Here is a 26,863-nt window from a genome sequence, read left to right on the forward strand (position 1 = left end):
CGCCGTGGTTCACATGTCGGAGGACTCTTGTGCCGTGGCTTCCTCGCGCAGGCCGTCCTCGCTCACACCGCGCCGCCAGTAGCCGACGAACGTCACGCGGCGGCGGTCGAGTTCACGCTCACGCACCAGATGACGGCGCAGCGCCTTCACGCTGCCCGACTCGCCCGCGATCCAGGCGTACGGAGTGCCCTCGGGCAACTCGGCCCCGCTGACCGCCTCCAGGGCGGAGGGCGCGCCCTCCTCCCGTACCAGCCAGGTGATGCGGGCGTCCGCCGCCGTCTTCAGATCCTGGCGGTCCTCGGAGTGCGGCACCTCCAGCCAGACCCGGGCCTTCGTCCCGGCGGGCAGCCACTCCAGGATCGCCGCGGCGGCCGGCAGGGCCGTCTCGTCGGCCCAGATCAGCACCCAGTCGGTGTCCTTTGGCGGCCGGAAGCGTACGGCGGTGTTCTCGGCGATCGCGGGGCCGAGCACCATCACGCGGTGCCCGGGCGCGGCCTGTTGGGCCCAGCGGCAGGCGGGCCCGACGCCCTCCGCGTCAGCGGCGGATGTCACCGTGTGGAGGGCGAAGTCGATGTCGACCTCATCGGGGTCCCGGCGCTGCTCCCGCACCGTGTACGAGCGCATCACGGCCCGTACGTCGTCGGGCAGCGCGCGCCAGGCCGCGAATATCGCACTGCCGTCGCCCGCGTCCACGGGCACGACCGGGGCCTGCTGGCCCGGGTGCGGCAGAAACAGCGAGAGGGACTGGTCGCGGCCTCCGGCGGCGAAGTCCTTGAGGTCCTCTCCCGCGAACGTGATGCGGACCATGGACGGGCCGAGCCGCCTGGTCCGTACAACCCGCAGGTCGAAGAAGCGGAACGGGGCGAGCTCGGCCGTTGTCGTCATGGTCAGGCGACCTTCTTCGCGGTCTCGACGGCCTTGGCCAGGTCCTCGAGGATCGGCGCGCACTTGTCGTAGGAGTAGATCGGCTCGGTGACGCGCGGGATGACCTGACCGGCCTTGACGGCGGGCAGCCCGGCCCAGGTCGGCTTGCTCTTCAGCGACTCGGCCTGCAGGGTTCCGGTGCGGTTGTCCAGGATGATGAGATCGGCGCCGTACTTGCCGGCGTTCTCCCAGCTGAGCTCCTCGAAGAAGCCCTGTGCGTTCGGCTTGGGCTCGACGAACTTCACGCCCAGCTCCTGGAAGTACAGGGTGTCGGCGGACATCTTCGGCACGGAGACATAGAGCAGGTCCTGGCTGCCGGATCCGATCAGGACCTTGATGTCCGGCCGGGCCTTGGCGGCGGCGCGCAGCCGGGCCGCGGCCTTCTCGAAACGGGCCTTGGCATCGGTCGCCTTCTTGCCCCTGACGTCACCGCCGAGCGACTCGGCGAGCTCGGCGTGGCGCTGCAGGGCCTTGGCCATGGTGGTCTCGGCCGCCCACAGCAGAACGCTGGGGGCCAGCTTCATGATCTTGTCCTTGGACTGCGGCGGGACGTACCACGGGTCGTTCTTGGCCCACATGTTGGTGATGAGCAGCTCGGGGTTGAGCGCCGCGTACTGCTCGATGTTGAATTTGCCGTAGACGTTGCCGAGGATCTCGACCTTGGTGATGTCGAGGTCGCCGGCCTGGACGTCGGGCTTGTCGTCCTTGGTCTTGGTCGGGCCGAACACGCCCTTGACCTCGACGCCGTAGTCGTGGAGCGCGGCGGCGGTGCCGGTGAAGGCGACGATGTTCTTCGGCGTGGACTTCAGCTTCACATCCGTGCCGCGGTCGTCCTTGAAGGACCAGGGGCCGGACTTGTCGGCGGCCTTGCCCGTGCCGTCCTTTGTGTCCCCGCTGCCGCAGGCGGCCAGCGCGGCGCCGAGCCCAAGAGCGCTGCCGACGGCGAGCAGGCCGCGACGGGTGAGATGGGAGGGGCGGGCGTTGGGCATGATGATGTCCGCTTTCGTACGTGCCGGTTCGGCCACTGGCAGTTCGAAGCTAGGTTAGCCTAACCTTATCTCCTGTCCAGTGGGTAGCCGGAAACCAGGCACGTCCGGTGGTCGGGGGGCCCAAGACCGCACCGGGGACGACCCGAAGCCGGCCGTCCCCCTACCTGACGGCCTCAGCCGGTCAGGCCCAACTCCCTGGCGATCAGCATCCGTTGCACCTCGCTGGTGCCCTCGCCGATCTCCAGAATCTTCGAGTCGCGCCACATCCTGGCCACCGGGTACTCATTCATGAAGCCGTAGCCGCCGTGGATCTGGGTGGCCTCCCGGGCGTTGTCCACCGCGACCGTGGAGGAGTACAGCTTGGCGAGCGCCGCCTCCTTCTTGAACGGCTCGCCCAGCACCAGACGCGAGGCCGCGTCCCGCCAGCCGACCCGGGCCATGTGCGCCCGCATCTCCATGTCGGCGATCTTGAACTGGATGGCCTGGTTGTCACCGATCGGCCGTCCGAACGCGTGCCGCTCCTTGGCGTACTTCACGGACTCGTCCACACAGCCCTGCGCGAGCCCGGTCGCCAGCGCCGAGATGGCGATCCGGCCCTCGTCGAGGATGCGCAGGAACTGGGCGTATCCACGGCCCTCTTCGCCCAGCAGATTGGCCAGCGGTACCCGGACGTCGTCGAAGGACAGCTCCCGCGTGTCCGAGGCATTCCACCCGACCTTGGAGTACGGGGCCGCGACCGTGAAGCCGGGAGTGCCGGACGGGACGATGATCGAGGAGATCAGCGGCTTGCCCTCGGGCGTGCGACCGGTGACCGCGGTGACCGTGACCAGTCCGGTGATGTCCGTGCCGGAGTTGGTGATGAAGCACTTCGAGCCGTTGATCACCCACTCGTCGCCGTCGCGGACGGCCGTCGTCCGCGTGCCGCCCGCGTCCGAGCCGGCGCCGGGCTCGGTCAGCCCGAACGCGCCGAGCAGCTCGCCGGAGCAGAGCCGGGGCAGCCACTCCTGCTTCTGCTCCTCGGTGCCGAAGCGGTACACGGGCATCGCGCCCAGCGAGACACCCGCCTCCAGGGTGATCGCGACGGACGAGTCGACGCGGGCCAGCTCCTCCAGGGCGATGCCGAGGGCGAGATAGTCGCCGCCCATGCCGCCGTACTCCTCGGGGAAGGGCAGTCCGAACAGGCCCATGCGGCCCATCTCGCGGACGATCTCGTACGGGAACTCATGGCGCTCGTAGAAGTCGCCGATCTTCGGCGCGACGACGTCGTGCGCGAACGCCTCGACGGTGCGGCGCAGTTCCTCGTGTTCAGGGGTGAGGCGATGGTCGAGCGACATTGCTACGACTCCTTGTGGGAGAGGGCACGCACGGTGCGGGAGGGGCTGGGACGACCCAGCTGTTCGGCCATCCACACGCTGGTGGCGGTGAGCCGGCCAAGGTCGACCCCGGTCTCGATGCCGAGGCCGTGGAGCATCCACACGAGGTCTTCGGTGGCGAGGTTTCCGGTCGCGCTCCTCGCGTACGGGCAGCCGCCGAGGCCGCCCGCGGAGGCGTCCACGGTTCTCACTCCGTGCTGGAGTGCGGCGAGGGTGTTGGCGAGGGCCTGGCCGTAGGTGTCGTGGAAGTGCACACCGATGGCGCTGGTGGGCACGCCCTCCTCGTTGAGCTGCGCCAGGAGGGCCAGCACATGGCCGGGCGTGGCCACACCGATGGTGTCGCCGAGGCTCAGCTCGTCGCAGCCGAGATCCATGAGCGCTCTGGCCACCCGCACGACCTGGTGGACCGGGACCGGGCCCTCCCACGGGTCGCCGAAGCACATCGAGAGATAGCCGCGGACATGGATCTTGTCGTCGCGCGCCTTGGCGACGACCGGCTCGAACATGGCGAGCGACTCGTCGACGCTGCGGTTGAGATTGCGCCGCGCGAAGGTCTCGGTCGCGGATCCGAACACGGCGATCCGGCGCGCACCGAGGGCGGTGGCCCGCTCCAGGCCGCGTTCGTTCGGCACGAGGACGGGCAGGGCGACGCCGCCGATGTCGCCGAGGAGGGGGAACAGCTGCTCGGCGTCCGCGAGTTGGGGCACCCACTTGGGGTGCACAAAGCTGGTGGCCTCGATCGTGGTCAGCCCGGCGTCGGCGAGCCGGTGGATGAACTCCGCCTTGACCTCGGTGGGGACCACCGACTGCTCGTTCTGCAGCCCGTCGCGGGCGCCGACCTCGTGGATACGGACGCGGGGCGGCAGATCCCCCGCGGGGACCTCCATGGGCAGCCCGTCGGTCATGCCTCCTCCTCCCTCGGGGTGACAACCGCCAGGACCTGGTCCATGGCCACGGTCGTGCCGGGTGCGACATCGAGCTCGGTGACGGTGCCGGCGTGCGGGGCGGAGATGACGTGCTCCATCTTCATCGCCTCGACGACAAGCAGGCTCTGGCCCGCGTCGACCTCGTCCCCGACGGCGACCTTGACGACGGTGACGGTGCCGGGCATGGGCGCGGCGAGCGTGTCCGCACCGGCCCGGGCGGCGCCGGTGAGGCTCGCCTCGACGGGGTCGTGGTCCAGGACGTGCCAGGTGTCGCCGTCCCGCCCGAGCCAGGTCCCCTCCGGGGAGGGGGCGTGGGTGAAGGTGTGGGTGACGCCGTCGAGTTCGACGGTGACGTGGCCCTGGGCGGCGTGGACGAGCCGGGTGCGGGCGGGGACTTCTTCCCCCACCCCGCTCCCTCCTTGAACCGGGGACAGGCCCGCGGCCCCCCGGTCCGGTGCGGCTTCGCCGCCGGCCGCGGACCGGGGCGCTGCCCCATGGCCCCCCGGAAGGGGGGCAGCGGAGACTGCCGCCTCCGCCCCGCCGGGCGCTGCCTCCGCCCCGCCGGGCGCGCCGGGCAGGAGTTCCGCGGCCGTCGCTTTGCCGCGCACGCGAATCGTCACCGGGTCGTGGCCCGGTACCCGGAAGTCGTGGACCGTCCAGGCGGGGACGCCGCCCAGGCGCCAGCCGTTGGCCACGCCGAAGGGGTCCGTCCAGCCCCCGGCAGGGTGGTGGGGGAACTCCCCCTGCGCCAGCAGCGCCGCCGTCGCGTACACCTCGTCGGGCACCCCCTCCGGCACCAGGCCCGGCCCCTCCCGCTCCACCAGCCCCGTGTCCAAGTCGCCCGCGACCACGGCCGGATGGGCGAGCAGCCGCCGCAGGAAGCCCGCGTTCGTCGGGACGCCGAGCGTCACCGTGTCCGCGAGGGCCGCCCGCAGCCGGCGCAGCGCCGTCGCGCGGTCCGGGCCGTACGCGATGACCTTCGAAAGCATCGGGTCGTAGAGGCTGCCGACCTCCGTGCCCTCGGTGAGGCCCGAGTCGGTGCGCACACCGTCACCTTGCGGCTCGTGCAGCGCGAGCACCGTGCCGCCGGAGGGCAGGAAGCCCCGCGCCGGGTCCTCCGCGCAGATACGGGCCTCGATCGCATGGCCCGTGAGCGTGATGTCCTCCTGGGCGAACGGCAGTTGCTCGCCCGCCGCGACCCGGAGCTGCCACTCCACCAGGTCAAGGCCGGTGATGAGCTCCGTCACCGGGTGCTCGACCTGGAGGCGGGTGTTCATCTCCATGAAGTAGTACGCGGACGGGTCATTGCCCGGGACGATGAACTCGACCGTGCCCACGCCCCGGTAGCCGCACGAGCGGGCGGCCTGGACCGCCGCCTCGCCCATCGCGGCGCGGGTCTTCTCGTCGAGCAGAACGGACGGCGCCTCCTCGATGATCTTCTGGTGGCGGCGCTGCAAGGAGCATTCGCGCTCGCCGAGATGGACCACATGGCCATGGCCGTCCGCCAGGACCTGGATCTCGATGTGCCGGGGCCGGTCGATCCACCGCTCCACGAGCAGCGTGTCGTCGCCGAACGAGGCGCGCGCCTCGCGGCGGGCGGCCGCGATCTCCTCGAGCAGCGCCGATTCGACCCGGGTGAGCCGCATGCCCTTGCCGCCGCCGCCCGCCGAGGGCTTCAGCAGCACCGGCATGCCGATCTCCCGTGCGGCATCGGCCAGTTGATCGTCGGTCAGGCCCGATCCCGAGGAGCCGGGCACCACCGGCACCCCCGCGGCCCGCACCGTCTCCTTCGCGCGGATCTTGTCGCCCATCAGGGAGATGGCTTCGGCGGACGGGCCGATGAAGACCAGGCCCGCATCCGCGCAGGCCTGCGCGAAGCCCGCGTTCTCCGCGAGGAAGCCGTAGCCCGGGTGGACCGCTTCCGCGCCCGTGCGGGCCGCCGCCTCCAGCAGGCGTTCCACCGAGAGATAGCTCTCGGCCGCGGGTGCGGGGCCGATGCGGACCGCGGTGTCCGCCTCCCGTACATGCCGGGCATCCGCGTCCGCGTCGCTGAAGACGGCGACCGAGCGGACGCCCATCGCGCGCAGAGTGCGGATGACGCGCACCGCGATCTCGCCCCGGTTGGCGACCAGTACTGTGCTGAACATCGTCATGGTCCGTCTCACATCCGGAAGACGCCGAAGGCGGGGTCGGTCAACGGGGCATTGGCGCAGGCCGTGAGCGCGAGACCAAGCACCTGGCGGGTCTCCATCGGATCGATCACACCGTCGTCCCAGAGCCGGGCCGTCGCGTAGTACGCATTGCCCTGGGTCTCGTACTGGGCCCGGATCGGGCTCTTGAAGGCCTCTTCGTCCTCCGCGGACCACTGATCGCCGCGGCCCTCCAGCTGGTCGCGCTTCACCGTGGCCAGCACCGAGGCGGCCTGCTCGCCGCCCATCACCGAGATCTTGGCGTTGGGCCACATCCACAGGAAGCGCGGGGAGTACGCCCGGCCGCACATCGAGTAGTTCCCCGCGCCGTACGAACCGCCGATGACGACCGTCAGCTTCGGCACGCGCGTGCAGGCCACCGCCGTGACCATCTTGGCTCCGTGCTTGGCGATGCCGCCCGCCTCGTAGTCCCGGCCGACCATGAAGCCCGAGATGTTCTGCAGGAAGAGCAGGGGGATGCCGCGCTGGTCGCACAGTTCGATGAAGTGCGCGCCCTTCTGGGCGGATTCGGAGAACAGAATGCCGTTGTTGGCGACGATGCCGACGGGGTGGCCGTGGATGCGGGCGAAGCCGGTGATGAGGGTCTGTCCGAACTCGGCCTTGAACTCCTGGAACCGGGAGGCGTCGACGACCCGGGCGATCACTTCGCGTACGTCATAGGGGGTGCGGGAGTCCACCGGCACCGCGCCGTACAGCCCGGCGGGGTCGACCTTGGGCTCCTCGGCCGGCTCGACCGACCAGGGCAGCGGGCCGCGCCCGGGGAGCGTCGCCACGATGTTCCGTACGATCCGCAGCGCGTGGGCGTCGTCCTCGGCGAGATGGTCGGTGACGCCGGAGACGCGGGAGTGGACCTCGCCGCCGCCGAGTTCCTCGGCCGTGACGACCTCGCCGGTCGCGGCCTTCACGAGGGGCGGGCCGCCGAGGAAGATCGTGCCCTGGTTGCGCACGATGACGGCCTCGTCGCTCATCGCCGGGACGTACGCCCCGCCGGCCGTGCAGGAGCCGAGGACCGCGGCGATCTGGGGGATGCCGGCGCCGGACATCCGGGCCTGGTTGTAGAAGATCCGTCCGAAGTGCTCGCGGTCGGGGAAGACCTCGTCCTGCATGGGCAGGAAGGCTCCGCCGGAGTCGACGAGATAGACGCACGGCAGGCGGTTCTCCAGCGCCACCTCCTGGGCGCGCAGATGCTTCTTGACCGTCATCGGGTAGTACGTGCCGCCCTTGACGGTGGCGTCATTGGCGACGACGACGACCTCGCGGCCGCTGACCCGGCCGATGCCCGCGATGACGCCTGCCGCCGGGGCCTGGCCCCCGTACATCCCCTCGGCCGCGAGGGGCGCCAGCTCCAGGAAGGGCGAGCCCGGGTCGAGGAGGGTGTCCACGCGGTCGCGCGGCAGCAGCTTTCCGCGCGCGGTGTGGCGCGCGCGGGCCTTCTCGCCACCGCCCTCGCGGGCCGCGGCGAGCCTGGCGCGCAGGGCGTCGGCCAGCTCCTGGTGCGCCGCCTCATTGGCCTGCCAGGCCGGGGAGGCGGGATCTGCCGCGCTCGCCAGCACAGGTGCCTGCTGCATCGCTCGAGCTCCCTTGCTCGGTTAATGAGCGTTAACGTGTTTCATCTAGGTTAACGACCGCTAACACCTCTGTCTAGAATGAATTCTCATGAGCACCAGGACCGCGGCACCGACGCGACGCGAGCAGATCCTCAAGGAGGCCGCGCGCCTCTTCGCCGAGCGCGGCTTCCACGGCGTGGGGGTCGACGAGATAGGAGCCGCGGTCGGTATCAGCGGCCCGGGTCTGTACCGCCATTTCCCGGGCAAGGACGCGATGCTCGCGGAACTGCTCGTGGGCATCAGCGAGCGCCTGCTGAGCGGCGGCCGGCTGCGGGTCGAGGAGGCGGCGGCCGACCCCGAGGTGCTGCTGGCCTCCCTCATCGACGGTCACATCGACTTCGCGCTCGACGACCGTCCACTGATCACCCTGCACGACCGGGAGCTGGACCGCCTGCGGGACACCGACCGCAAGCTGGTGCGTCAGCTTCAGCGGCAGTACGTCGAACTGTGGGTCACGGCGGTCCGTGAGGTGCACCCGGAGGTCGCGGAATCGGAAGCCCGCGCGGCGGTCCACGCGGTCTTCGGCCTGCTCAACTCGACGCCCCACCTGGGCTCGTACGGCAGCGGACTGCCGGGCCGCGCGGCGACGGAGATGCTGCTGCGCCGTCTGGCGCACGGTGCCTTCGCCTCGCTCACGGGCTGACGGCGGGTTCCACCCGTGGCGCGCCGCAGGTCCGCGCGCGACACGTCCAGGGTTCGGGACGCCGGGTGCCGGGCGGGCACCTGACGGCACAATGGGCTGCATGCCGATATCCAGCCGTGCCGCCCTCGTCGATCATCTCGTCCGCTCACGTATCGCCGGAGACGTCGCCACCCCCCGCGACAACAACCTCTCCCACTACCGCAAGCTCGCCAACGGCGACCGCCACTACTGGCTCGGCCTGGAGCTCGGGGACCGCTGGACCGATGAGCAGGACGTACTGGCAGTGATGGCCGAGCGGTGCGGTGTCAGCGACGACCCCGAGCACCGGAGCGGGCAGGACACCATCGACCCGGAGCTGACCGTCGACGCGCTGGAACGGCTCGCCGCGCGGCTGCGCAAGGCGGCCGCCGCTCAGGAGCGGGTGCTGTTCGCGACCGGGCATCCGGGCGGGCTGCTGGACGTGCACCGGCAGACGGCTGACGCGCTGCGGGCGGCCGGGTGCGAGATCGTAAGGATTCCGGGCGGGCTCACGGCGGACGAGGGCATGGTCTTCCAGTTCGCGGACGTCGCGATGCTGGAGCGCGGCGCGACCCTGTGGCACACGCACTCCCCGGCGCCCATGGCCGCGATCCTGGACGGCCTGGAGCGGGACGGCAGACCCCAGCCCGACCTCGTGGTCGCCGACCACGGCTGGGCCGGCTGCGCGGGGCAGCGCGGCCTGGACTCGGTCGGGTACGCGGACAGCAACGACCCGGCGCTGTTCATCGGCGAGGCCGAAGGGACCATCCAGGTGACCGTGCCGCTCGACGACCATGTCACCGACCCGCGCTACTACGACCCCCTGACCGCCTATCTGCTGGGCGAGGCGGGACTCGCCTGACCCATCGGCGGGGGACGCGCCGACCCGTCAGCGGGGGACGCGCACCAGGCCCTCCTGGATGACCGTGATCGCAAGACGCCCGTCCTGCGTGTAGATCCGGGCCTGCCCCAGGCCCCGGCCGCCGGACGTCGAGGGCGACTCCTGGTCGTACAGCAGCCATTCGTCCGCCCTGAAAGGCCGGTGGAACCACATCGCGTGGTCCAGCGACGCGCCCACCACGTCGCCGAGGGCCCAGCCGCCGCGCCCGTGCGCCAGCAGCACCGAGTCGAGCAGCGTCATGTCCGAGACGTATGTGGCGAGGCAGACGTGCAGCAGGGGGTCGTCGGCAAGCTTGCCGTTCGTACGGAACCACACCTGCGAGCGCGGCTCCCGCGGCTGTCCGACGCTGCCCCACGGGGGCACGTCGGCATAGCGCAGATCCACCGCGGCCCGCGCCTCCACCAGCCGCTTGGCGACGTCCGGTGGCAGATGGCGGGGCAGCATCTCCGCCGCGGTCGGCAGCGTCTCCGGAGCCGGCGCGGACGGCATCGCCGTCTGGTGCTCCAGGCCCTCCTCGTACGTCTGGAAGGACGCCGAGAGATGGAAGATCGGCTGGCCGTGCTGGACGGCGACGACCCGGCGTGTGGTGAACGAGCGGCCGTCGCGGATGCGGTCGACCGTGTAGACGATCGGCGCCCCGGGGTCGCCCATGCGAAGGAAGTACGCGTGCAGGGAGTGGGCCGTGCGGTCCTCGGGGACGGTGCGGCCCGCGGCGACCAGCGCCTGCGCGGCGACCTGGCCACCGAAGACGCGCGGTACGAGGGCGGAGCGCGACCGCCCCCGGAAGATGTCCTGCTCGATCCGCTCGAGGTCGAGCAGATCGAGCAGGGCGTCAAGTGCTGAGCTCATGGAGTGAAGGTAGTTGAATGCTTACGCAACTGCCTTACAGGCCCATGGACTTCGCGATGATCGACTTCATGACCTCGCTGGTGCCGCCGTAGATGCGGTTGACACGGTTGTCGGCGTACAGCCGGGCTATGGGGTACTCGTTCATGTAGCCGTAACCGCCGTGCAGCTGGAGGCACTTGTCGATGACGCGGTGGGCGACCTCGGTGCAGAACAGCTTCGCGGACGCGGCCTCGGCGGCGGACAGCTCGCCCGCGTCCAGCGCCTCCAGGGCACGGTCGGCGACGGCCTCGGCGGCGTCCACCTCGGCCTGGCAGGCGGCCAGCTCGAACTTGGTGTTCTGGAACGACGCGACCGGCTTGCCGAAGACCGTGCGCTCCTGCACGTACTGCTGGGCGAACCGGACGGCGGCCTTGGCCTGCCCGTACGCGCCGAACGCGATTCCCCAGCGCTCGGACGGCAGGTTCTGGCCGAGGTAGTAGAAGCCCTTGTTCTCCTCGCCGAGCAGGTCCTCGACCGGGACCTTGACGTCGACGAAGGCCAGTTCGGCGGTGTCGGAGGTGCGCAGGCCGAGCTTGTCCAGCTTGCGGCCGACCGAGTAGCCCTCCGACTTGGTGTCCACCGCGAACAGCGAGATGCCGAAGCGGCGGTCGTCCTCGCGCGGGGCGGAGGTACGCGCGCACACGATCACGCGGTCGGCGTGCACACCACCGGTGATGAAGGTCTTGGCGCCGTTGAGGACGTAGTGCGTGCCGTCCTCGGAGAGCTTGGCGGTGGTCTTCATGCCCGCGACGTCGGAGCCGGTGCCCGGCTCGGTCATCGCCAGCGCCCACATCTCCTCGCCGGTGACGAACTTCGGCAGGTAGTTCTTCTTCTGCTCGTCGGTGGCGAGCAGCTTGATGTAGGGGAGAGCGAGCAGCACGTGTACGCCGGAGCCGCCGAAGTTGACGCCCGCGCGCGAGGTCTCCTCGTAGAGCACGGCCTCGAACTTGTGCGTGTCCAGCCCTGCGCCACCGAATTCCTCGGGGACGTTGATGCCGAAGATGCCCAGCTCACCGAGCTTGTAGTAGAAGTCGCGGGGCGCCTGGCCGGCCGCGAACCACTCGTCGTAGACGGGAACGACCTCGGCCTCGATGAAGGCGCGTATGGTCTCGCGGAACGCCTCGTGGTCCTCGTTGAAAACGGTACGGCGCACGGACGCCTCCTCGTGACTATGTGGGTACGCTGCGCTGTCTAAGCGCTTGCTCAGCTCTAAGTTACCGGGCAGTCGCAAGGGCTGTCCAGGGGCGCGAGTGGTCATCCGCGTCACAGCGAGCGCAGCGCGAACCACAACTCCATCCGTACGTCCGGATCGTCCAGGTCCTCCTCCAGCAGCGTCGCGCAGCGGGCGATGCGCTGGCGGACGGTGTTGCGGTGGACCTCCATCGCGGCGGCGGTGCGGTCCCAGCTGCCGTGCAGTGAAAGCCAGTTGCGCAGGGTGTCGAGCAGGGCGGGGGAGTCCGCGAGAGGGGCGAGCCGCAGGCGGGCGTGGGCAGCGGCCTCCTCCGGGGAGAGCAGCGCGGACAGCGAGGTCCCGCGGTGTCTGACCAGGTCGGTACGGGTGGCCGCGGCGCGGTGCACCGCTCTGGCCGCCTGGGTGTCGGCGGCGGGAAGTTCCTGCGGGCTCACGGGGGCGCTGACGCCGAGGATCCAGCCCGGCTGCGGGGTGACCTCGTGGTCGGCGGGGAGCAGGATGCGTACGGTCCCGTCGTCGGCGGGGTCGACGAGTGCGCTGCCGAGGGCGGCGCCGAGCGCGGACGCGTCCAGGCGGGTGCCGCGGCCGCCACGCGCGTGCACGACGGTCCACCGCTCGGCCCCCAGTAGCCGCGCGGCCTCGGCGGGCCCGGCGCCGAGCAGCAGCCGTACGAGTGCGGCACTGCGCCCGCTGCCGTTGGTGCCCTGGTGGGGCGCGGTCAGCAACGAGAGCAGCACGACGGCGACCCCGGCGACGGTGTGATCCCCGGCCTCCCGCGCGGGGGTGGCAAGCCCGAGGGTGAACCCCTGGCTGCCCCCGAGGGCGTATGCGGCGAGATGCGCGCCCGGGATGCTGTCACTGGCGGACGCGGGCGCGGGCCCTTCCGTGCCGCCCGACGGCGGGTTCACCACGCGCGCCAGGCGCGTCAGCGCCGCCGCCGCCTCCGGGACGGGCGCGCGGCCCGCCGAGGACAGTTCCGCGGCGTCCGGGCCCAGCAGGACCGCCCGGCCCTCCAGGCGGGACGCCAGTTGCTGCAGGACCGCCGGGACCGGGTCCGGGCGGGCCGCCGCCGCGGCGAGGCCCTGCTGGGCCTGGGTCACCCGGCGCAGTTCCCGGTGGCGTGCCTCCGCCATCAGCCGCCACACCGCCCGCGCCACCGCCGTGAACGTGGTCTGCGGCGGCACCTCCAGCAGCGGCAGCCCATGCCGGTCGCACGCCTCGATCAGGGCCGCGGGCACCGTGTCGTAGACCGGCGCAAGACCGAAGCCCAGCGCCGTCGCGCCCGCCTGCACGATGCGTGACACATATCTGTCGGGGTCCTTCAGCAGCACGCCCGCGCTCAGCAGCAGCTCCCCGCCGAGCAGATACGGATAGGGATCCTCCATCTCGGAGGTGTGCACCATGTGCACCGCGGCGCCCGCCTCCACCGGCCCGGCGATCTGCCGCAGGCCCAGTTCCTCGCGGCCGAGCAGTGCGACGAGAGGGATCGGTGGGGTGGGCGGGGCTGCGGCGGTCTCCGGCATGGACAGTCCATCCATAGGCGGTATCAACAATGGATGAAACGTACACTTCAGCGTTTCTTTCCGGCCACCTAGCGTCGTCAGACACAAGACCTGAGAACCCCGGGGGACGAGACGGAAGGAAAGCCGATGGCTGTCGACTACGCAGTGATCGTTGTCTATCTGGCCGGCATGCTCGGCATGGGCTGGTGGGGCATGCGCCGCGCCAAGTCCAAGAGCGAGTTCCTGGTCGCGGGCCGCCGCCTCGGCCCCACGATGTACTCCGGCACCATGGCCGCCATCGTCCTCGGCGGCGCCTCCACCATCGGCGGCGTGGGCCTCGGCTACAAGTACGGCCTTTCGGGTGCCTGGATGGTCTTCGCCATCGGCCTCGGCCTGCTGGCGCTGAGCATCTTCTTCTCGGCCCGCATCGCCCGCCTCAAGGTGTACACCGTCTCCGAGATGCTCGACCTGCGCTACGGCGGCAAGGCGGGCCTCATCTCGGGCGTCGTGATGTGGGCGTACACGCTGATGCTCGCGGTCACCTCGACCATCGCGTACGCGACCATCTTCGACGTCCTCTTCGACATCAACCGCACCGCCTCGATCATCCTCGGCGGCGCCATCGTCGTCGCGTACTCGACGCTCGGCGGCATGTGGTCGATCACCCTCACCGACATGGTGCAGTTCGTCGTGAAGACGGTCGGCGTGCTCCTGCTCCTGCTGCCGATCGCGGTCGTCAAGGCGGGCGGTTTCGCCGAGATGAAGGCGCAGCTGCCCACCGAGTACTTCTCTCCCCTGGGCATCGGCGGCGAGACGATCTTCACGTACGTCCTGATCTACACCTTCGGCATGCTGATCGGCCAGGACATCTGGCAGCGGGTGTTCACGGCGCGCAGCGACAAGGTCGCGAGCTACGGCGGCACGGTCGCCGGCACCTACTGCCTCGTCTACGCCCTGGCCGGCGCCGTCATCGGCACCGCCGCCCGGGTCCTCTACCCGAAGCTGCCCAACGCCGACGACGCCTTCGCCACCATCGTCAAGGACGAACTGCCCATCGGTGTGCGCGGTCTGGTGCTGGCCGCGGCGCTCGCCGCCGTCATGTCCACCTCCTCCGGCGCGCTCATCGCCTGCGCCACCGTCGCCAACAACGACATCTGGTCGCGACTGCGCGGCGTTGCCTCCCGGCGCGGTAACGACCACGACGAGGTGAAGGGCAACCGTGCCTTCATCCTGATCATGGGCGTCGGGGTGATCTGTACGGCCATCGCGCTCAACAACGTCATCGAGGCGCTCACCGTTGCGTACAACCTGCTCGTCGGCGGTCTGCTGGTGCCCATCCTGGGCGGCCTGCTGTGGAAGCGCGGCACCGTGTACGGCGCGCTCGCCTCGGTGGTCGTCGGCGGCCTCGCGGTCATCGGCCTGATGGCGACGTACGGGATCCTCGCCAACGAGCCCGTCTACTACGGCCTGCTGCTGTCGCTGGCGGCGTACGTGATCGGCTCTCTCGCGACCAAGCCGACGGACCCCGCGATCCTGGCCAACTGGCGCGAGCGCCTGGCCGGTCGGTCCACCGAGGACGAAGAGGCCGCGGCCGAACCAGTGGCCGTCCCGGGCTAAAGTCGAATTACCGCAACGAAGCGTACGAAAGAAGGCAATTCACATGAGCAGCAACGAGCAGCCGCGCGGCCCGATCGACTCGTCCCGTATTCCGCGGTACGCCGGACCCGCGACGTTCGCCCGGCTGCCCCGGCTCGACGAGGTCGGCCGCGCCGACGTCGCCGTCGTCGGAGTTCCCTTCGACGCCGGGGTCTCCTACCGTCCCGGCGCACGCTTCGGCGGTAACGCCATCCGCGAGGCGTCGAGGCTCCTGCGCCCGTACAACCCGGCACAGGACGCATCGCCTTTCGCGCTCGCGCAGGTCGCGGACGCGGGTGACATCGCCGCGAACCCGTTCAACATCAACGAGGCCGTCGAGACGATCGAGGCCGCGGCCGACGACCTGCTCGGCACCGGCGCGCGGATGATGACGCTCGGCGGCGACCACACCATCGCGCTCCCGCTGCTGCGCTCGGTGGCCAAGAAGCACGGCCCCGTCGCGCTGCTGCACTTCGACGCGCACCTGGACACCTGGGACACGTACTTCGGCGCGGAGTACACCCATGGAACTCCCTTCAGGCGGGCCGTCGAGGAGGGCATCCTCGACACCTCCGCCCTGTCCCATGTGGGCATCCGCGGCCCGCTGTACGGCAAGCAGGACCTGACCGACGACGAGAAGATGGGCTTCGGCATCGTCACCTCCTCCGACGTCTACCGCCGGGGCGCCGACGAGGTCGCCGACCAGCTGCGCCAGCGCATCGGTGACCGCCCGCTCTACATCTCCATCGACATCGACTGTCTCGACCCGGCCCACGCCCCCGGCACCGGCACCCCCGAGGCGGGCGGCATGACCTCCCGCGAACTGCTGGAGATTCTGCGCGGTCTGGCCTCCTGCAACCTGGTCTCGGCGGACGTCGTCGAGGTCGCGCCGGCGTACGACCACGCCGAGATCACCTCGGTCGCGGCGTCGCACACGGCGTACGAGCTGACGACGATCATGTCCCGCCAGATTGCGGAGGGCCGCGCCAAGTGACGCACGACCACGACCTCGTACTGCGCCCGACCGAGGCACAGACGGCGGCCGCGCTGACCCCTCCGCCCGGCCGCAACGGCGGCGATCTCGTCGTCGAGACCCTGGCCGGCCTGGGTGCCACCACGGTGTTCGGCCTCCCCGGCCAGCACGCGCTCGGCATGTTCGACGCGCTGCGCCGCTCGGAGCTGGAGTACATCGGACTGCGCGTCGAGAACAACGCGGGCTTCGCGGCCGACGCGTACGGCCGAGTGACCGGTGAAGTGGCCCCGCTGCTGCTCTCCACGGGCCCGGGTGCGCTGATGTCGCTCGCCGCGCTCCAGGAGTCGGCCGCGGCCTCGGCGCCCGTGCTCGCGATCGGCAGCCAGGTTCCGACCGCCGGTCTCGGCGGCGGCCGCCACGGCTACCTTCACGAACTGCGCGACCAGCAGGCGTCGTTCAGGGATGTGGTGAAGTCGGTCCACACGGCCCGTACGCAGTCCCAGATCCCGTCGGCGATCGCGGCGGCGTGGCAGTCGGCACTGACGGCTCCGCACGGGCCGGTGTGGGTGGAGATCCCTCAGGACGTCCTCCTGGCGGAGACGACACTGCCGGTCGTCACGGCGGTGGACGCGACCCCGCACGAGGTCGTACCGCGCCCCGAACTGACCGCGGTGGCGGCCGACTTGCTGTCCCGGGCCACCCGTCCGGCGATCATCGCGGGCGGCGGAGTCGTACGCTCCGACGCGTCCGGCAAGCTGCTCGCGCTGGCCGAGAAACTTCACGCCCCGGTCGTCACGACCTTCGGCGGTAAGGGCGCGTTCCCGTGGGAGCACCCGCTCTCACTCCAGTCCTGGCTGGAGGACCGCCACACCACGGACTTCCTGGAGTCCGCGGACGTACTGCTGGTCGTCGGCTCGGGCCTGGGCGAACTGTCCTCGAACTACCACACGTTCGCGCCGCGCGGCCGGGTCATCCAGATCGAGGCGGACGCGGGCAAACTGGAGTCCAACCACCCGGGCCTCGGCATCCACGCGGATGCGCGGCTCGCGCTGTCGGCGCTGCTGGAGACGGTGGAGGAGCGCTCCGACGAGTCGGCGGTGGAGCGGGTCCGCACGGTCCTGTCCGGGGTCCGTGCCCGCATCGACTCCCAGTCCCTCACCCTGGAACAGCAGGTGCTCGCGTCCGTCCGGGAGGCCCTGCCCGACGATTCGCCGAGCTTCTGGGACATGACGATCCTGGCCTACTGGGCCTGGTCGGCCTTCGACGCCCGCCACCCGAACACCATGCACTCGGCCCAGGGTGCGGGCGGCCTCGGCTACGGCTTCCCGGCGGCCCTGGGCGCGGCGGCGGCGGACCGCACCCGCCCGGTCCTCGCGGTCTCGGGCGACGGCGGCGCGATGTACTCGATCGCGGAGCTGGCGACGGCCCGCCAGTACGACCTCCCGGTCACCTGGCTGATCGTGGACGACGGCGGCTACGGCATCCTGCGCGAGTACATGGAGGACGCGTTCGGCGAGGCGACGGCGACGGAGCTGTCCCGCCCGGACTTCGTGGCACTGGCGGAGTCCTTCGGGGTGCCGGCGGTTCGTACGACCCCGGAGTCCCTGACGGAAGACCTGGGCAAGGCGCTGATGGAGCCGGGCCCGTCGGTGGTCGTACTCCCGGCACTCCTGCGAATGTTCGCCGCGACGCACGCCTGAGCCGTCCCTCTGAATCCCTGGCCCCGCTGCCCCATCCCCCTGGGCAGCGGGGCCAGGCCTTTGTCCTTATAGGGTGACCGATACATGCTTCATATGTTGATGACCTATGGAGGATATGCCGTGTCGAATCTCTACGTGGAAGTCGACGACGACGCACTGAGCGAGGCCGCGTCGATACTGGGCACCACAACGAAGAAGGACACCGTCAACGCCGCCCTGCTCGAAGTGGCGAAGCGCCGACGGCGGCTGAACGCGCTCGAGGAGCTCGCCGGGATGGGTGAGCGAGGCGACTTCGACGTCCTGCTGGACAAGAGCAATTACCGTCGATGAGTCCGCTCACCCACCTCATCGACACATCGGCCGCTGCCAGGATTCTGACCAACAAGGCGGTGCGGGAGCGCTGGAGCGAGCATCTGGCCGAGGGTGTGATCGGCCTGTGTGACATCACCGAGATGGAGATGCTCTACTCCGCGCAGTCGCTGGGCGACCGGATCGCCAAGGAGGAGCTCCTCGCCGAGCTCTTCAACTGGGTCCCCGTACCCGATGACGTATACCGGCGGGCCCGTACCGTGCAACGGATGATGATGCAGCGGGGCGAACATCGCAGCGCCGGACCGGTGGACCTGCTCGTGGCAGCCACCGCGGAGCTGTCCGGACTCACCGTGCTCCACTACGACGCCGACTTCGAGACCGTGGCCAGAGCGACCAATCAGCCCACGATGTGGGTGGCGCGGCCCGCCGCGCTGTAAGGTGGCTGCCGCCTCGCAGCCCCGCGCTGTTCGGCGGACTGCGAGCCAGGCGGAAGGCGCGCTGCCGATGTCCCTGCGCATGGCCGTCCGCAGGCCCGTCACCGCCTCTTCGTACAGCGCCAGAGCCCGCTAGTAGTCGGGCGAATCGACGGCGCAACCGCGGGACGCAAGGTCCCTGAGGTCACGCAAACGGTGAAGTGCCGTACTGTCCCCGTCCGCTCGTGGGCGACAGCGGGGCGGAGCCCCGACCGCTCGGTGGGACGTACACTCCACCCATGGGTTGCACATATGCGGTGAGGCAGGGCCTGCGACAGGCACCTCGCGCGCTGTGCGCCACCGGCCCCGGGGCCCGCTGCCGCGCGTTGCACGGCCACGGCTGATCAGTTCCCGACGGGCCCTGCCCGGCTTCTGCCCCGCCCTTGGAGCTTCCTCCTCGCAGCCGGGGTCTCCATCCGGTTTGCGGACCACCGCACCACTTTTCTGAGCACCACCCCCGCGGCTTCTCGGCGTGCCGTCGGCATCGCCCTCGGCGACGGTCGGCGACCGGCTGAGCCGCACCCTCGAGAGGACCCCTGTGAAGTTGAGCGAGTTGCTGGCCGGGCACGACCATGAGGTGCTTCTGGGCGATCCGGAGACGAGGATCACCGCGGGAACATGCTTCGACGCCCACCGCGTCTCGCCGGGTTCGCTGTTCATCGCGGTGCCCGGTCACTGTGAGGGTGGCCCCGAGCTCGTCGGACCGGCTCTGGCGCGTGGCGCGGTGGCGGTGCTCGTCGACGAGGCGGTACCCGATCTTCCGGCGGCCGTGTGGGCGTCGGCCGCCGGAGTGTGTGTGGTACGGGTGCCGGACACGCGGCAGGCCGCTGCGGTCGTCACCTCCCGCTACTACGGCGACCCCGGGCGGGAGATGGACATGGTGGCCGTCACCGGCACCAACGGGAAGACATCGGTGTCGTACATGGTCGAGTCCGTGCTGCGCATCGCCGAGGGCGCACGGGTGGGGGTGATCGGGACGGCCGGTAGCCGGATCGGCGACGAACTGATCCCGATGCCGCGATCAGTGCTGACCACACCGGAGTCGCCGGACTTCCAGTACCTGCTGGGGCACATGCGCGACCGCGAGGTGGGCACCGTGGTCCTGGAGGCGACGTCCATGGGTCTGCTTACCCACCGCGTGGACCACGCGTTCCTCGACGTGGGGATCTTCACCAACCTCACCCAGGACCACTTGGACGACCACGGCACCATGGAGAACTACCGGGATGCCAAGCTGCGCCTGTTCCAGGGGCTGTGCCGGCGCGCGGTGGTCAATGCGGACGACCCGGTGGGAGCCGGCATCCGGGCGATGATGCCCGGTGCGGTCACCACATACGCGCTCGACGCCGAGGCCGACTACCGGGCGAGTGACCTCAGCATGAGCGCCCTCGGTTCGCGCTTCATCCTCCACCACGCCGGACGCAAGTACCCGGCGGCGATCCGCGTCCCCGGCCGGTTCTCGGTGGCGAACGCGCTGGCCACCGTGGCGGCCTGCCATCTCCTGGGGCACGACCTGGCAGGGCTGGTCGCGGCACTCGACCGGATGCCTCCGGTCCCTGGGCGGTTCGAACGCTTCGAGACTCCACGCGGCACGTCCGTGATCGTGGACTACGCACACTCTCCCGACTCCCTGGACAAGGTGCTCAGCGCCATCCGGGACTTCGCCACCGGCCGGGTCATCACCGTCTTCGGCTGCGGAGGCGACCGGGACATCACCAAGCGCGCGCGGATGGGCGAGATCGCTGGGACCCTCTCCGATCTTGTCGTCCTCACCTCGGACAACCCGCGCAACGAAGACCCCGAGACGATCCTGGACCAGATCACGCCGGGTCTCTCGGCGACCGGCACCCGGTTCGAGCGGTTCTCCGACCGCCGCCGGGCGATCGCCTACGCGCTGTCCGCCGCGGAGCGGGACGACATCGTCCTGGTCGCGGGGAAGGGCAGCGAGCCGTTCCAGATCGTCGGCGAACAGCTGCTTCCTTTCAGCGACATGGCGACGGTGCGCGAACTCGCCGCCGCGCAGCAGTAGTACGCGGCTGACGCCGTTCGCTGCGGCGAGTGCGGACCGTGCGGCCGGACGTTCATGGGGAGTTCCGCCCAGGCTCAATCCGCGTCGCCTAACGTGGCGGCATGCGTCTGCGAAACGTACTCGCCGCCGTCAGTGCCGTGCTGGCCGTCGTCGGCTCTGTGGCCGCCGCCCCCTCGGGCAAGGGGCAGCCCCCGTCCGGCAGTTGCTCGGCCCGCGTCGGCATCGACAGCTACTCCGACGTGCTCGACAAGACCCAGTTCCAGGACGCCTTCGTCGGTAACCTCTCCGCTCTCGCCGTCGACCGGGACGGTCGCATCGCCGCGCTCTCCGACCGGTCCGAACTGTTCACGCTGGACGCCCGTACCTACGCGCCCCGCACCGTCGTCCCCCTCGCCGACGAGACCGGCGGGCAGCTCGACTCCGAAGGGCTCGTCGTCGAGCGCGACGGGAGTCGGCTCGTCACCTCGGAGACCGAGCCGTCCGTACGCCGGTACGGACGGGACGGGACCCTTCTCGGCAGGCTGCCCGTGCCCGATGCCCTCAAGGTCGCTCCGGCCGGGCGGGCCGCCCGGAACCTCACCTTCGAGGGGCTGACCCTGCAGCCCGGCGGCCGCACTCTCGTCGCCTCCATGGAAGGCCGGATCGCCGGAGACGGCACGGGGATCGTACGGATGCAGACCTGGCGGCGAGCCACCCGGCAACACGACTTCCGGCTCTCCGCGCAGTACGCGTACCAAGCCGATGCCACGCTCGGGATCAGCGACACCACCGCGACCGGCGACGGGCGCCTGCTCGTGCTCGAGCGCGGGTTCAACCCCGGGGTCGGCAACACCGTCCGGCTCTACCTCGCCGACCTGCGGCATGCCACCGACGTCAGCGATGTCGAATACGTCACAGGGAAGCCGGGGCAGGAAGGCGTCCGGCTCGTACGCAAGACACTGCTCGCCGACCTCGTCGACTGCCCTTCCCTCGGCGCGCCCGCCAAGCAGCCCCAGCTCAATCCTCTGCTCGACAACATCGAGGCCCTGGCTGTCACTTCGCGAGGTCCGGGCGGCCGGCTGCACGTCCTGCTCGCCAGTGACGACAACCAGAACGCCGCCCAGATCACCCGGCTCTACCGGATGACGATTCAGTTGCCACACCACTGATCCGTACAACTTTTCGGCCAGTCGTGAGTCATGAGTGGCGGGCGCGCCGGAAAGGGCGCGCCCGCACCGGGCACACAGGGGACGGGGAAAGCCTCCATGACTCACCACCGAATAAGCGGTCGCGCCCGCGCCGCCGCCGCGGTTCTCGCCGCCGCGACGCTCGTGCCGCTCGCCGCCGGCGCCACGCCCGCGGCCGCCGTCACGCCGACGGTCGGCTGCACCTCCGGCAAGTCGGGACTCGCGGCCAAGCTGACCCAGGACATCACCGCGTCGCTCGCGGGCCGCGCGTCCACGGCCGCCGTCGCCGTGCGCGACAACACCACCAACACCACCTGCGGGCTGCGGATCGGCGACCGTTACGACTCCGCCAGCGTCGTCAAGGTCACCGTCCTGACGACGCTCCTGTGGGACGCGCAGAAGACCGGTCGTCAGCTGACCGACCGCGAGAAGCAGCTCGCCTCCGACATGATCACCAAGTCGGACAACGCCGCGACCAGCGCGCTGTGGAAGCAGCTCGGCGTCACCAAGATCCAGGGCTTTCTCAACGCCGCCAAGATGTCCCGCACGATCCCCGGCTCGGGCGGCTACTGGGGCCTCACCCAGATCAGCGCCGGCGACCAGATGCTGCTGCTGAATCTGCTGGCCCTGAAGAACACCGTCCTCACCGACGCCTCGCGCGGCTACACCCTCGGCCTGATGTACAAGGTCGTGGCCTCGCAGCGCTGGGGCGTCTCGGCCGGCGCCCCCAGCACGGCCCGCGTCCAGATCAAGAACGGCTGGCTCTCCCGGGCCACCCACGGCTGGCGCGTCCACAGCGTCGGAGCCTTCACCAGCGGCGGTCACAGCTACACGATCTCCGTGCTGACGCACGACAACAGCACCATGCAGTACGGCGTCGACACCATCCAGCGGGTCGCCCGCGCGGTCCACAAGCACCTCGCCCCCGCCGCCACCGCGACGGCCGAGGTCTTCACGCCCCCCGCCGTCCCGCAGGAGGCCCTGCCGGGCACCCCGGAGACGGCCCCGAGGGACGCGGTCCCCGCCACCCGCTGAACCCGTCGAACGGTTGCGGCCCAAATTGTTGCGGCGGGATGAAATCCGCTGCTCGCGGCGTTGGTGCCTTCCGGCGGATCAAAACAATCGGGAGGCACCACGTGGCGGCGTCGGCAGAGCAGGGCTGGGCACGGCGGCTGTCCGGATACGCCTGGCGGTACCGGCGCAATGTGCTGCTCGCGCTCGGGTCCTCCCTGGCTGGTATGGCCGTCATGGCGCTCGTTCCGCTGATCACCAAGGTCGTCATCGACGATGTGATCGGGGACAGCACGAAGCCCCTCGCCGTCTGGACCGGGCTGCTGATCGCCGCGGCCGTCGTCGTATATGTCCTGACATATATCCGTCGCTATTACGGCGGCCGACTCGCCCTCGACGTCCAGCACGATCTGCGTACCGAGATGTACGGAACCATCACCCGCCTCGACGGACGACGCCAGGACGAGCTCTCCACCGGCCAGGTCGTCGGCCGCGCCACCAGCGACCTCCAGCTCATCCAGGGCCTGCTCTTCATGCTCCCGATGACCATCGGGAACGTCCTCCTCTTCCTCATCTCCCTCGTGATCATGGCGTGGCTGTCGCTGCCGCTCACCCTGATCGCCGTGGCCGTCGCCCCCGCCCTCTGGTACATCGCCAAGCGCAGCCGCACCCGCCTGCACCCCGCCACCTGGTATGCCCAGAGCCAGGCGGCCGCCGTCGCGGGCGTCGTCGACGGCGCCGTCTCCGGCGTACGCGTCGTCAAGGGCTTCGGCCAGGAGGACCAGGAGACCGGCAAGCTGCGCGAGGTCAGCAGGAAGCTCTTCGCGGGCCGGCTGCGGACCGTCAGACTCAATTCGAAGTACACCCCGGCTCTTCAGGCCGTCCCCGCGCTCGGGCAGGTCGCGATGCTGGCCCTCGGCGGCTGGCTGGCCGCCCGCGGCCAGATCACCCTCGGTACGTTTGTCGCTTTCTCGACCTATCTGGCGCAGCTCGTCGGCCCGGTCCGGATGCTCGCCGTGGTGCTGACCGTCGGACAGCAGGCACGGGCCGGCGTGGAGCGCGTACTCGAACTCATCGACACCGAGCCGACGATGAAGGACGGCACCAAGGAGCTCCCGGCCGACGCGCCCGCCACCGTCGAATTCGACGACGTCACCTTCGGCTACGACAAGGGACGGCCCGTTCTCGACGGCTTCTCGCTGGAGATCAGGCCCGGCGAGACCGTTGCCGTCGTCGGCTCCTCCGGCAGCGGCAAGTCCACCGTCTCCCTCCTGCTGCCACGCTTCTACGACGTGACGCACGGCGCGGTCCTCGTCGGCGGCCACGATGTGCGCGAGCTGACCCTCGACTCGCTCCGCGCCGCCATCGGGCTGGTGCCGGAGGACAGCTTCCTCTTCTCCGACACCGTGCGCGCCAACATCGCGTACGGAAAGCCGGACGCGACCCAGGAAGAGATCGACACCGCCGCACGCGCCGCCCAGGCCGACCGCTTCATCGCCGAGCTTCCCGGCGGCTACGACACCAAGGTCGGCGAGCACGGCCTCACCCTCTCCGGCGGTCAGCGCCAGCGCATCGCGCTCGCCCGCGCGATCCTCACCGACCCTCGGCTGCTGCTCCTCGACGACGCCACCTCCGCCGTCGACGCCCGCGTCGAGCACGAGATCCACGAGGCCCTGCGCTCCGTCATGGCCGGGCGTACGACCCTGCTCATCGCCCACCGCCGCTCCACCCTCGGTCTCGCCGACCGCATCGCCGTGCTGGACGGCGGACGGCTCGCCGACATCGGCACGCACGAGGAGCTGACGCGTCGCTCGGCTCTGTACCGGAGGCTGCTGACCGACCCGGACGAACTCGGCGCGATCTCGCCCGGACACACCCCGCCGCCGGCCGCCGAACCCGAGGAGGACCGCACCGTACGCGACGAGCTCGAGGCAGAGTTCGACGCCAACCGCGGCATCACGCCCCGCCTGTGGGAGCGCGAGGAGAACGCCGAGGAGTCTGCGGCCCCCGGCGCACCCCCCGAACTGCTCGCCCAGGTCGAGGCCCTGCCGCCGGCGACCGACATCCCCCACATCGACGAGGCACGGGCCGTGCGGCCCGAGGAGTCGTACGGACTGCGCCGGCTGCTGCGCGGCTTCGGACTCCCGCTGCTGATCAGCCTGCTGCTGGTGGCCGTCGACGCCGGCATGAGCCTGCTGCTTCCCATCCTGATCAGGCACGGCATCGACAAGGGCGTCACGCAGATGGCGCTCGGCGCCGTGTGGGCGGCCTCCGTGCTCGCGCTGATCACCGTGGTCGTGCAGTGGGCCGCGCAGACCGGCGAGACCCGGATGACCGGCCGCACCGGCGAGCGGGTCCTCTACTCCCTGCGTCTGAAGATCTTCGCCCAGCTCCAGCGGCTCGGACTCGACTACTACGAGCGCGAGCTGACCGGCCGGATCATGACCCGGATGACGACGGACGTGGACGCCCTGTCCACGTTCCTGCAGACCGGCCTGGTCACCGCGTTCGTCTCGGTGGTCACCTTCTTCGGCATCATGGTCGCCCTGCTCGTCATCGACGTACAGCTGGCGCTGGTCGTCTTCGCGACCCTGCCGGTGCTGATTGTGGGCACGTACTTCTTCCGCAGGAAGAGCGTGAAGGCGTACGAGCTGGCCCGCGAGCGCATCAGCGTCGTCAACGCCGACCTCCAGGAGTCCGTGTCCGGGCTGCGGATCGTCCAGGCCTTCCGCCGCGAGCGCGACGGCGCGGGCCGCTTCGCCGCCCGCAGCGACAACTACCGCAAGGCCCGGGTGCGCGGCCAGTGGCTGATCTCGGTCTACTTCCCCTTCGTCCAGCTGCTGTCCTCGGTGGCCGCGGCCGCCGTACTGATCGTCGGCGCGGGCCGCGTCGAGGCGGGCACCCTCACCACCGGCGCGCTGGTCGCCTATCTCCTCTACATCGATCTGTTCTTCGCACCCGTGCAGCAGCTGTCCCAGGTCTTCGACGGCTATCAGCAGGCGACGGTGTCCCTGGGGCGCATCCAGGAGCTGCTCCAGGAGCCGACCTCGACCGCCTCCGCGCGCGAACCCCTCGATGTGCTCTCACTGCGCGGCGAGATCGCCTTCGAGAACGTCGACTTCGCGTACGGGGCCGCCGACGAACCCGAAGCGGCCCTGAACTCCATCGATCTGCGCATCCCGGCCGGCCAGACCGTCGCCTTCGTCGGCGAGACCGGCGCGGGCAAGTCGACGCTGGTCAAACTGGTCGCACGGTTCTACGACCCGACGAGCGGCCGGGTCACGGCCGACGGCACCGACCTGCGCGAGCTGGATCTGACGGCGTACCGGCACCGGCTCGGCGTCGTCCCCCAGGAGGCGTACCTCTTCGCGGGCACCGTCCGCGACGCCATCGCCTACGGGCGTCCCGGCGCGAGCGACGCCGAGGTGGAGGCCGCGGCCCGCGCCGTCGGCGCCCACGACATGATCGCCACTCTCGACGGCGGCTATATGCACGAGGTGGCCGAGCGCGGCCGCAACCTCTCCGCGGGGCAGCGCCAGTTGATCGCCCTGGCGCGCGCCGAGCTCGTAGACCCGGACATCCTGCTGCTCGACGAGGCCACAGCGGCCCTCGATCTGGCCACCGAGGCCCAGGTCAACCAGGCCACGGACCGGCTGACCGGCCGCCGCACCACACTGGTGGTCGCCCACCGGCTGACCACGGCGGCGCGCGCCGACAGGGTGGTCGTGATGGACGCGGGCCGGGTGGCGGAGGACGGGACCCATGACGAGCTGCTGGCCCGGGGCGGCACCTATGCCACGCTCTGGCGCACCTTCATAGGGGAGGACGAGCCCGCCGCAGTATGACGCAGGGCCCGTACGGACTCCTGCGGAGAGCGGATTCGTGGGAGCCGCAACCATTCTCACGCCGACTGCGTCGTACGCATGTACGGGCCAGTGGCGAAGGGGTGCGAAAGTGTTCGGTGGGGCGGGGAACAAACGACATCGGCGGCGGCTGCTCCTGCACGGCCTCGCCCTGCTCATGGCCGTGGCGGCCCTCACCCTCGTCGGACCGGGCACGCCACGGGCCGAGGCCGTGGCGTCCAACTGCGCCGGCCGGCCCCTGAAGACCGTCAAGTTCGCCACCGGTGAACTGCGCGTCTACAAGAGCCGGTACTACGCCTGCGCCGTGGCCGTCTCCAACAAGCCGGGCACGCGGCGCGCCATGTCCGTCTCCCTCCAGGCGCGCGGCGGCCACGCCGCCGTCGACAAGGGCACCTTCACCCGCCAGGCGGGGCCCGTCACCGTGCACGCCCTCAACCGCTGCGTGCGGGCCACCGGCGCCATCTCCGGCGTCGCGCGCTCGACCGGCTGGATCCTCTGCTGACCCACTCCCGGTCGATCGGGAGTCAA

The 26,863-nt window shown here is 70.6% G+C and carries 21 protein-coding genes; 12 read left to right on the forward strand and 9 right to left on the reverse strand.

Going from position 1 to position 26,863, the window contains the following annotated elements; genetic code table 11:
• Positions 1-9: 9 nt before the first annotated feature.
• The 6 genes from ACQEVG_RS04885 to ACQEVG_RS04910 form a co-directional block, all read right to left on the reverse strand.
• Positions 10-885 (reverse strand): siderophore-interacting protein, encoded by an 876-nt coding sequence (locus ACQEVG_RS04885; RefSeq protein WP_432977525.1) that lies wholly within the window; start codon positions 883-885, stop codon positions 10-12.
• Positions 886-887: 2 nt separating this feature from the next.
• The gene (locus ACQEVG_RS04890; protein ID WP_432985070.1) at positions 888-1,913 is read right to left on the reverse strand and encodes an ABC transporter substrate-binding protein; all 1,026 of its coding nucleotides are present in this window, start codon (positions 1,911-1,913) and stop codon (positions 888-890) included.
• A 173-nt stretch (positions 1,914-2,086) separates the two neighbouring features.
• A complete protein-coding gene (locus tag ACQEVG_RS04895; RefSeq protein WP_432977528.1) occupies positions 2,087-3,247 on the reverse strand; it encodes an acyl-CoA dehydrogenase family protein in 1,161 nt (386 codons plus the stop codon).
• A gap of 2 nt (positions 3,248-3,249) precedes the next feature.
• Positions 3,250-4,191 carry a hydroxymethylglutaryl-CoA lyase gene (locus ACQEVG_RS04900; protein WP_432977531.1) on the reverse strand — a complete coding sequence of 314 codons (942 nt, stop codon included), beginning with the start codon at positions 4,189-4,191 and terminating at the stop codon, positions 3,250-3,252.
• Positions 4,188-6,359: an acetyl-CoA carboxylase biotin carboxylase subunit gene (locus tag ACQEVG_RS04905; RefSeq protein WP_432977534.1), complete on the reverse strand. Its 2,172-nt coding sequence runs from the start codon at positions 6,357-6,359 to the stop codon at positions 4,188-4,190. Before ACQEVG_RS04905 ends, ACQEVG_RS04900 begins: the two co-directional genes overlap by 4 nt.
• A gap of 14 nt (positions 6,360-6,373) precedes the next feature.
• Positions 6,374-7,990, reverse strand: coding sequence for a carboxyl transferase domain-containing protein (locus ACQEVG_RS04910; RefSeq protein ID WP_432977537.1), 1,617 nt, complete (start codon positions 7,988-7,990; stop codon positions 6,374-6,376).
• A gap of 88 nt (positions 7,991-8,078) precedes the next feature.
• On the opposite strand from ACQEVG_RS04910, the gene ACQEVG_RS04915 reads away from it, so the two are divergent.
• Together ACQEVG_RS04915 and ACQEVG_RS04920 are read left to right on the forward strand one after the other, a co-directional pair.
• Positions 8,079-8,672: an SACE_7040 family transcriptional regulator gene (locus tag ACQEVG_RS04915; protein WP_432977540.1), complete on the forward strand. Its 594-nt coding sequence runs from the start codon at positions 8,079-8,081 to the stop codon at positions 8,670-8,672.
• A gap of 100 nt (positions 8,673-8,772) precedes the next feature.
• Complete coding sequence (locus ACQEVG_RS04920; RefSeq protein ID WP_432977543.1) at positions 8,773-9,552, forward strand: phosphatase; 780 nt, start codon at positions 8,773-8,775, stop codon at positions 9,550-9,552.
• 27 nt (positions 9,553-9,579) lie between these two features.
• On the opposite strand, the gene ACQEVG_RS04925 is transcribed toward ACQEVG_RS04920, so the two are convergent.
• The 3 genes from ACQEVG_RS04925 to ACQEVG_RS04935 form a co-directional block, all read right to left on the reverse strand.
• Complete coding sequence (locus ACQEVG_RS04925) at positions 9,580-10,440, reverse strand: acyl-CoA thioesterase (protein ID WP_432977546.1); 861 nt, start codon at positions 10,438-10,440, stop codon at positions 9,580-9,582.
• Positions 10,441-10,474: 34 nt separating this feature from the next.
• Positions 10,475-11,632 carry an acyl-CoA dehydrogenase family protein gene (locus tag ACQEVG_RS04930; protein WP_432977549.1) on the reverse strand — a complete coding sequence of 386 codons (1,158 nt, stop codon included), beginning with the start codon at positions 11,630-11,632 and terminating at the stop codon, positions 10,475-10,477.
• Between the two features lie 110 nt (positions 11,633-11,742).
• Entirely contained in the window at positions 11,743-13,194 is a 1,452-nt protein-coding gene (locus tag ACQEVG_RS04935) for a PucR family transcriptional regulator (RefSeq protein WP_432977552.1), read from the reverse strand.
• 126 nt (positions 13,195-13,320) lie between these two features.
• Between ACQEVG_RS04935 and ACQEVG_RS04940 the strand changes: the two genes are divergently transcribed.
• The 10 genes from ACQEVG_RS04940 (at position 13,321) to ACQEVG_RS04985 (ending at position 26,837) form a co-directional block, all read left to right on the forward strand.
• Positions 13,321-14,790, forward strand: coding sequence for a sodium:solute symporter (locus tag ACQEVG_RS04940; RefSeq protein ID WP_432977555.1), 1,470 nt, complete (start codon positions 13,321-13,323; stop codon positions 14,788-14,790).
• A 43-nt stretch (positions 14,791-14,833) separates the two neighbouring features.
• Positions 14,834-15,802 (forward strand): agmatinase, encoded by a 969-nt coding sequence (gene speB, locus ACQEVG_RS04945; protein WP_360882833.1) that lies wholly within the window; start codon positions 14,834-14,836, stop codon positions 15,800-15,802.
• Complete coding sequence (locus ACQEVG_RS04950; protein WP_432977559.1) at positions 15,799-17,481, forward strand: thiamine pyrophosphate-binding protein; 1,683 nt, start codon at positions 15,799-15,801, stop codon at positions 17,479-17,481. The genes speB and ACQEVG_RS04950 overlap by 4 nt, the downstream gene beginning before the upstream one ends.
• 120 nt (positions 17,482-17,601) lie before the next feature.
• Entirely contained in the window at positions 17,602-17,811 is a 210-nt protein-coding gene (locus tag ACQEVG_RS04955; RefSeq protein WP_432977562.1) for a type II toxin-antitoxin system VapB family antitoxin, read from the forward strand.
• Positions 17,808-18,230: a PIN domain nuclease gene (locus ACQEVG_RS04960; protein ID WP_432977565.1), complete on the forward strand. Its 423-nt coding sequence runs from the start codon at positions 17,808-17,810 to the stop codon at positions 18,228-18,230. The genes ACQEVG_RS04955 and ACQEVG_RS04960 overlap by 4 nt, the downstream gene beginning before the upstream one ends.
• 574 nt (positions 18,231-18,804) lie before the next feature.
• Positions 18,805-20,295 carry a UDP-N-acetylmuramoyl-L-alanyl-D-glutamate--2,6-diaminopimelate ligase gene (locus ACQEVG_RS04965; RefSeq protein ID WP_432985073.1) on the forward strand — a complete coding sequence of 497 codons (1,491 nt, stop codon included), beginning with the start codon at positions 18,805-18,807 and terminating at the stop codon, positions 20,293-20,295.
• 101 nt (positions 20,296-20,396) lie between these two features.
• Positions 20,397-21,443, forward strand: a complete 1,047-nt coding sequence (locus ACQEVG_RS04970; RefSeq protein ID WP_432977568.1) for an esterase-like activity of phytase family protein — start codon at positions 20,397-20,399, stop codon at positions 21,441-21,443.
• Positions 21,444-21,539: 96 nt separating this feature from the next.
• Positions 21,540-22,496: a serine hydrolase gene (locus ACQEVG_RS04975; protein WP_432977571.1), complete on the forward strand. Its 957-nt coding sequence runs from the start codon at positions 21,540-21,542 to the stop codon at positions 22,494-22,496.
• 101 nt (positions 22,497-22,597) lie between these two features.
• The gene (locus ACQEVG_RS04980) at positions 22,598-26,317 is read left to right on the forward strand and encodes an ABC transporter ATP-binding protein (protein ID WP_432977574.1); all 3,720 of its coding nucleotides are present in this window, start codon (positions 22,598-22,600) and stop codon (positions 26,315-26,317) included.
• Between the two features lie 109 nt (positions 26,318-26,426).
• Positions 26,427-26,837: a hypothetical protein gene (locus ACQEVG_RS04985; protein ID WP_432977577.1), complete on the forward strand. Its 411-nt coding sequence runs from the start codon at positions 26,427-26,429 to the stop codon at positions 26,835-26,837.
• Positions 26,838-26,863 lie beyond the last annotated feature (26 nt).

Origin of the sequence: Streptomyces sp. CA-135486 (assembly GCF_050936555.1) — a bacterium.
Taxonomy (GTDB): domain Bacteria; phylum Actinomycetota; class Actinomycetes; order Streptomycetales; family Streptomycetaceae; genus Streptomyces.

Coding starts and splice junctions, on each gene's coding strand:
- ACQEVG_RS04885 (WP_432977525.1), bottom strand. CDS start 885: ATGACGACAACGGCCGAGCTCGCCCCGTTCCGCTTCTTCGACCTGCGG.
- ACQEVG_RS04890 (WP_432985070.1), bottom strand. CDS start 1,913: ATGCCCAACGCCCGCCCCTCCCATCTCACCCGTCGCGGCCTGCTCGCC.
- ACQEVG_RS04895 (WP_432977528.1), bottom strand. CDS start 3,247: ATGTCGCTCGACCATCGCCTCACCCCTGAACACGAGGAACTGCGCCGC.
- ACQEVG_RS04900 (WP_432977531.1), bottom strand. CDS start 4,191: ATGACCGACGGGCTGCCCATGGAGGTCCCCGCGGGGGATCTGCCGCCC.
- ACQEVG_RS04905 (WP_432977534.1), bottom strand. CDS start 6,359: ATGTTCAGCACAGTACTGGTCGCCAACCGGGGCGAGATCGCGGTGCGC.
- ACQEVG_RS04910 (WP_432977537.1), bottom strand. CDS start 7,990: ATGCAGCAGGCACCTGTGCTGGCGAGCGCGGCAGATCCCGCCTCCCCG.
- ACQEVG_RS04915 (WP_432977540.1), top strand. CDS start 8,079: ATGAGCACCAGGACCGCGGCACCGACGCGACGCGAGCAGATCCTCAAG.
- ACQEVG_RS04920 (WP_432977543.1), top strand. CDS start 8,773: ATGCCGATATCCAGCCGTGCCGCCCTCGTCGATCATCTCGTCCGCTCA.
- ACQEVG_RS04925 (WP_432977546.1), bottom strand. CDS start 10,440: ATGAGCTCAGCACTTGACGCCCTGCTCGATCTGCTCGACCTCGAGCGG.
- ACQEVG_RS04935 (WP_432977552.1), bottom strand. CDS start 13,194: ATGCCGGAGACCGCCGCAGCCCCGCCCACCCCACCGATCCCTCTCGTC.
- ACQEVG_RS04940 (WP_432977555.1), top strand. CDS start 13,321: ATGGCTGTCGACTACGCAGTGATCGTTGTCTATCTGGCCGGCATGCTC.
- speB (WP_360882833.1), top strand. CDS start 14,834: ATGAGCAGCAACGAGCAGCCGCGCGGCCCGATCGACTCGTCCCGTATT.
- ACQEVG_RS04960 (WP_432977565.1), top strand. CDS start 17,808: ATGAGTCCGCTCACCCACCTCATCGACACATCGGCCGCTGCCAGGATT.
- ACQEVG_RS04970 (WP_432977568.1), top strand. CDS start 20,397: ATGCGTCTGCGAAACGTACTCGCCGCCGTCAGTGCCGTGCTGGCCGTC.
- ACQEVG_RS04975 (WP_432977571.1), top strand. CDS start 21,540: ATGACTCACCACCGAATAAGCGGTCGCGCCCGCGCCGCCGCCGCGGTT.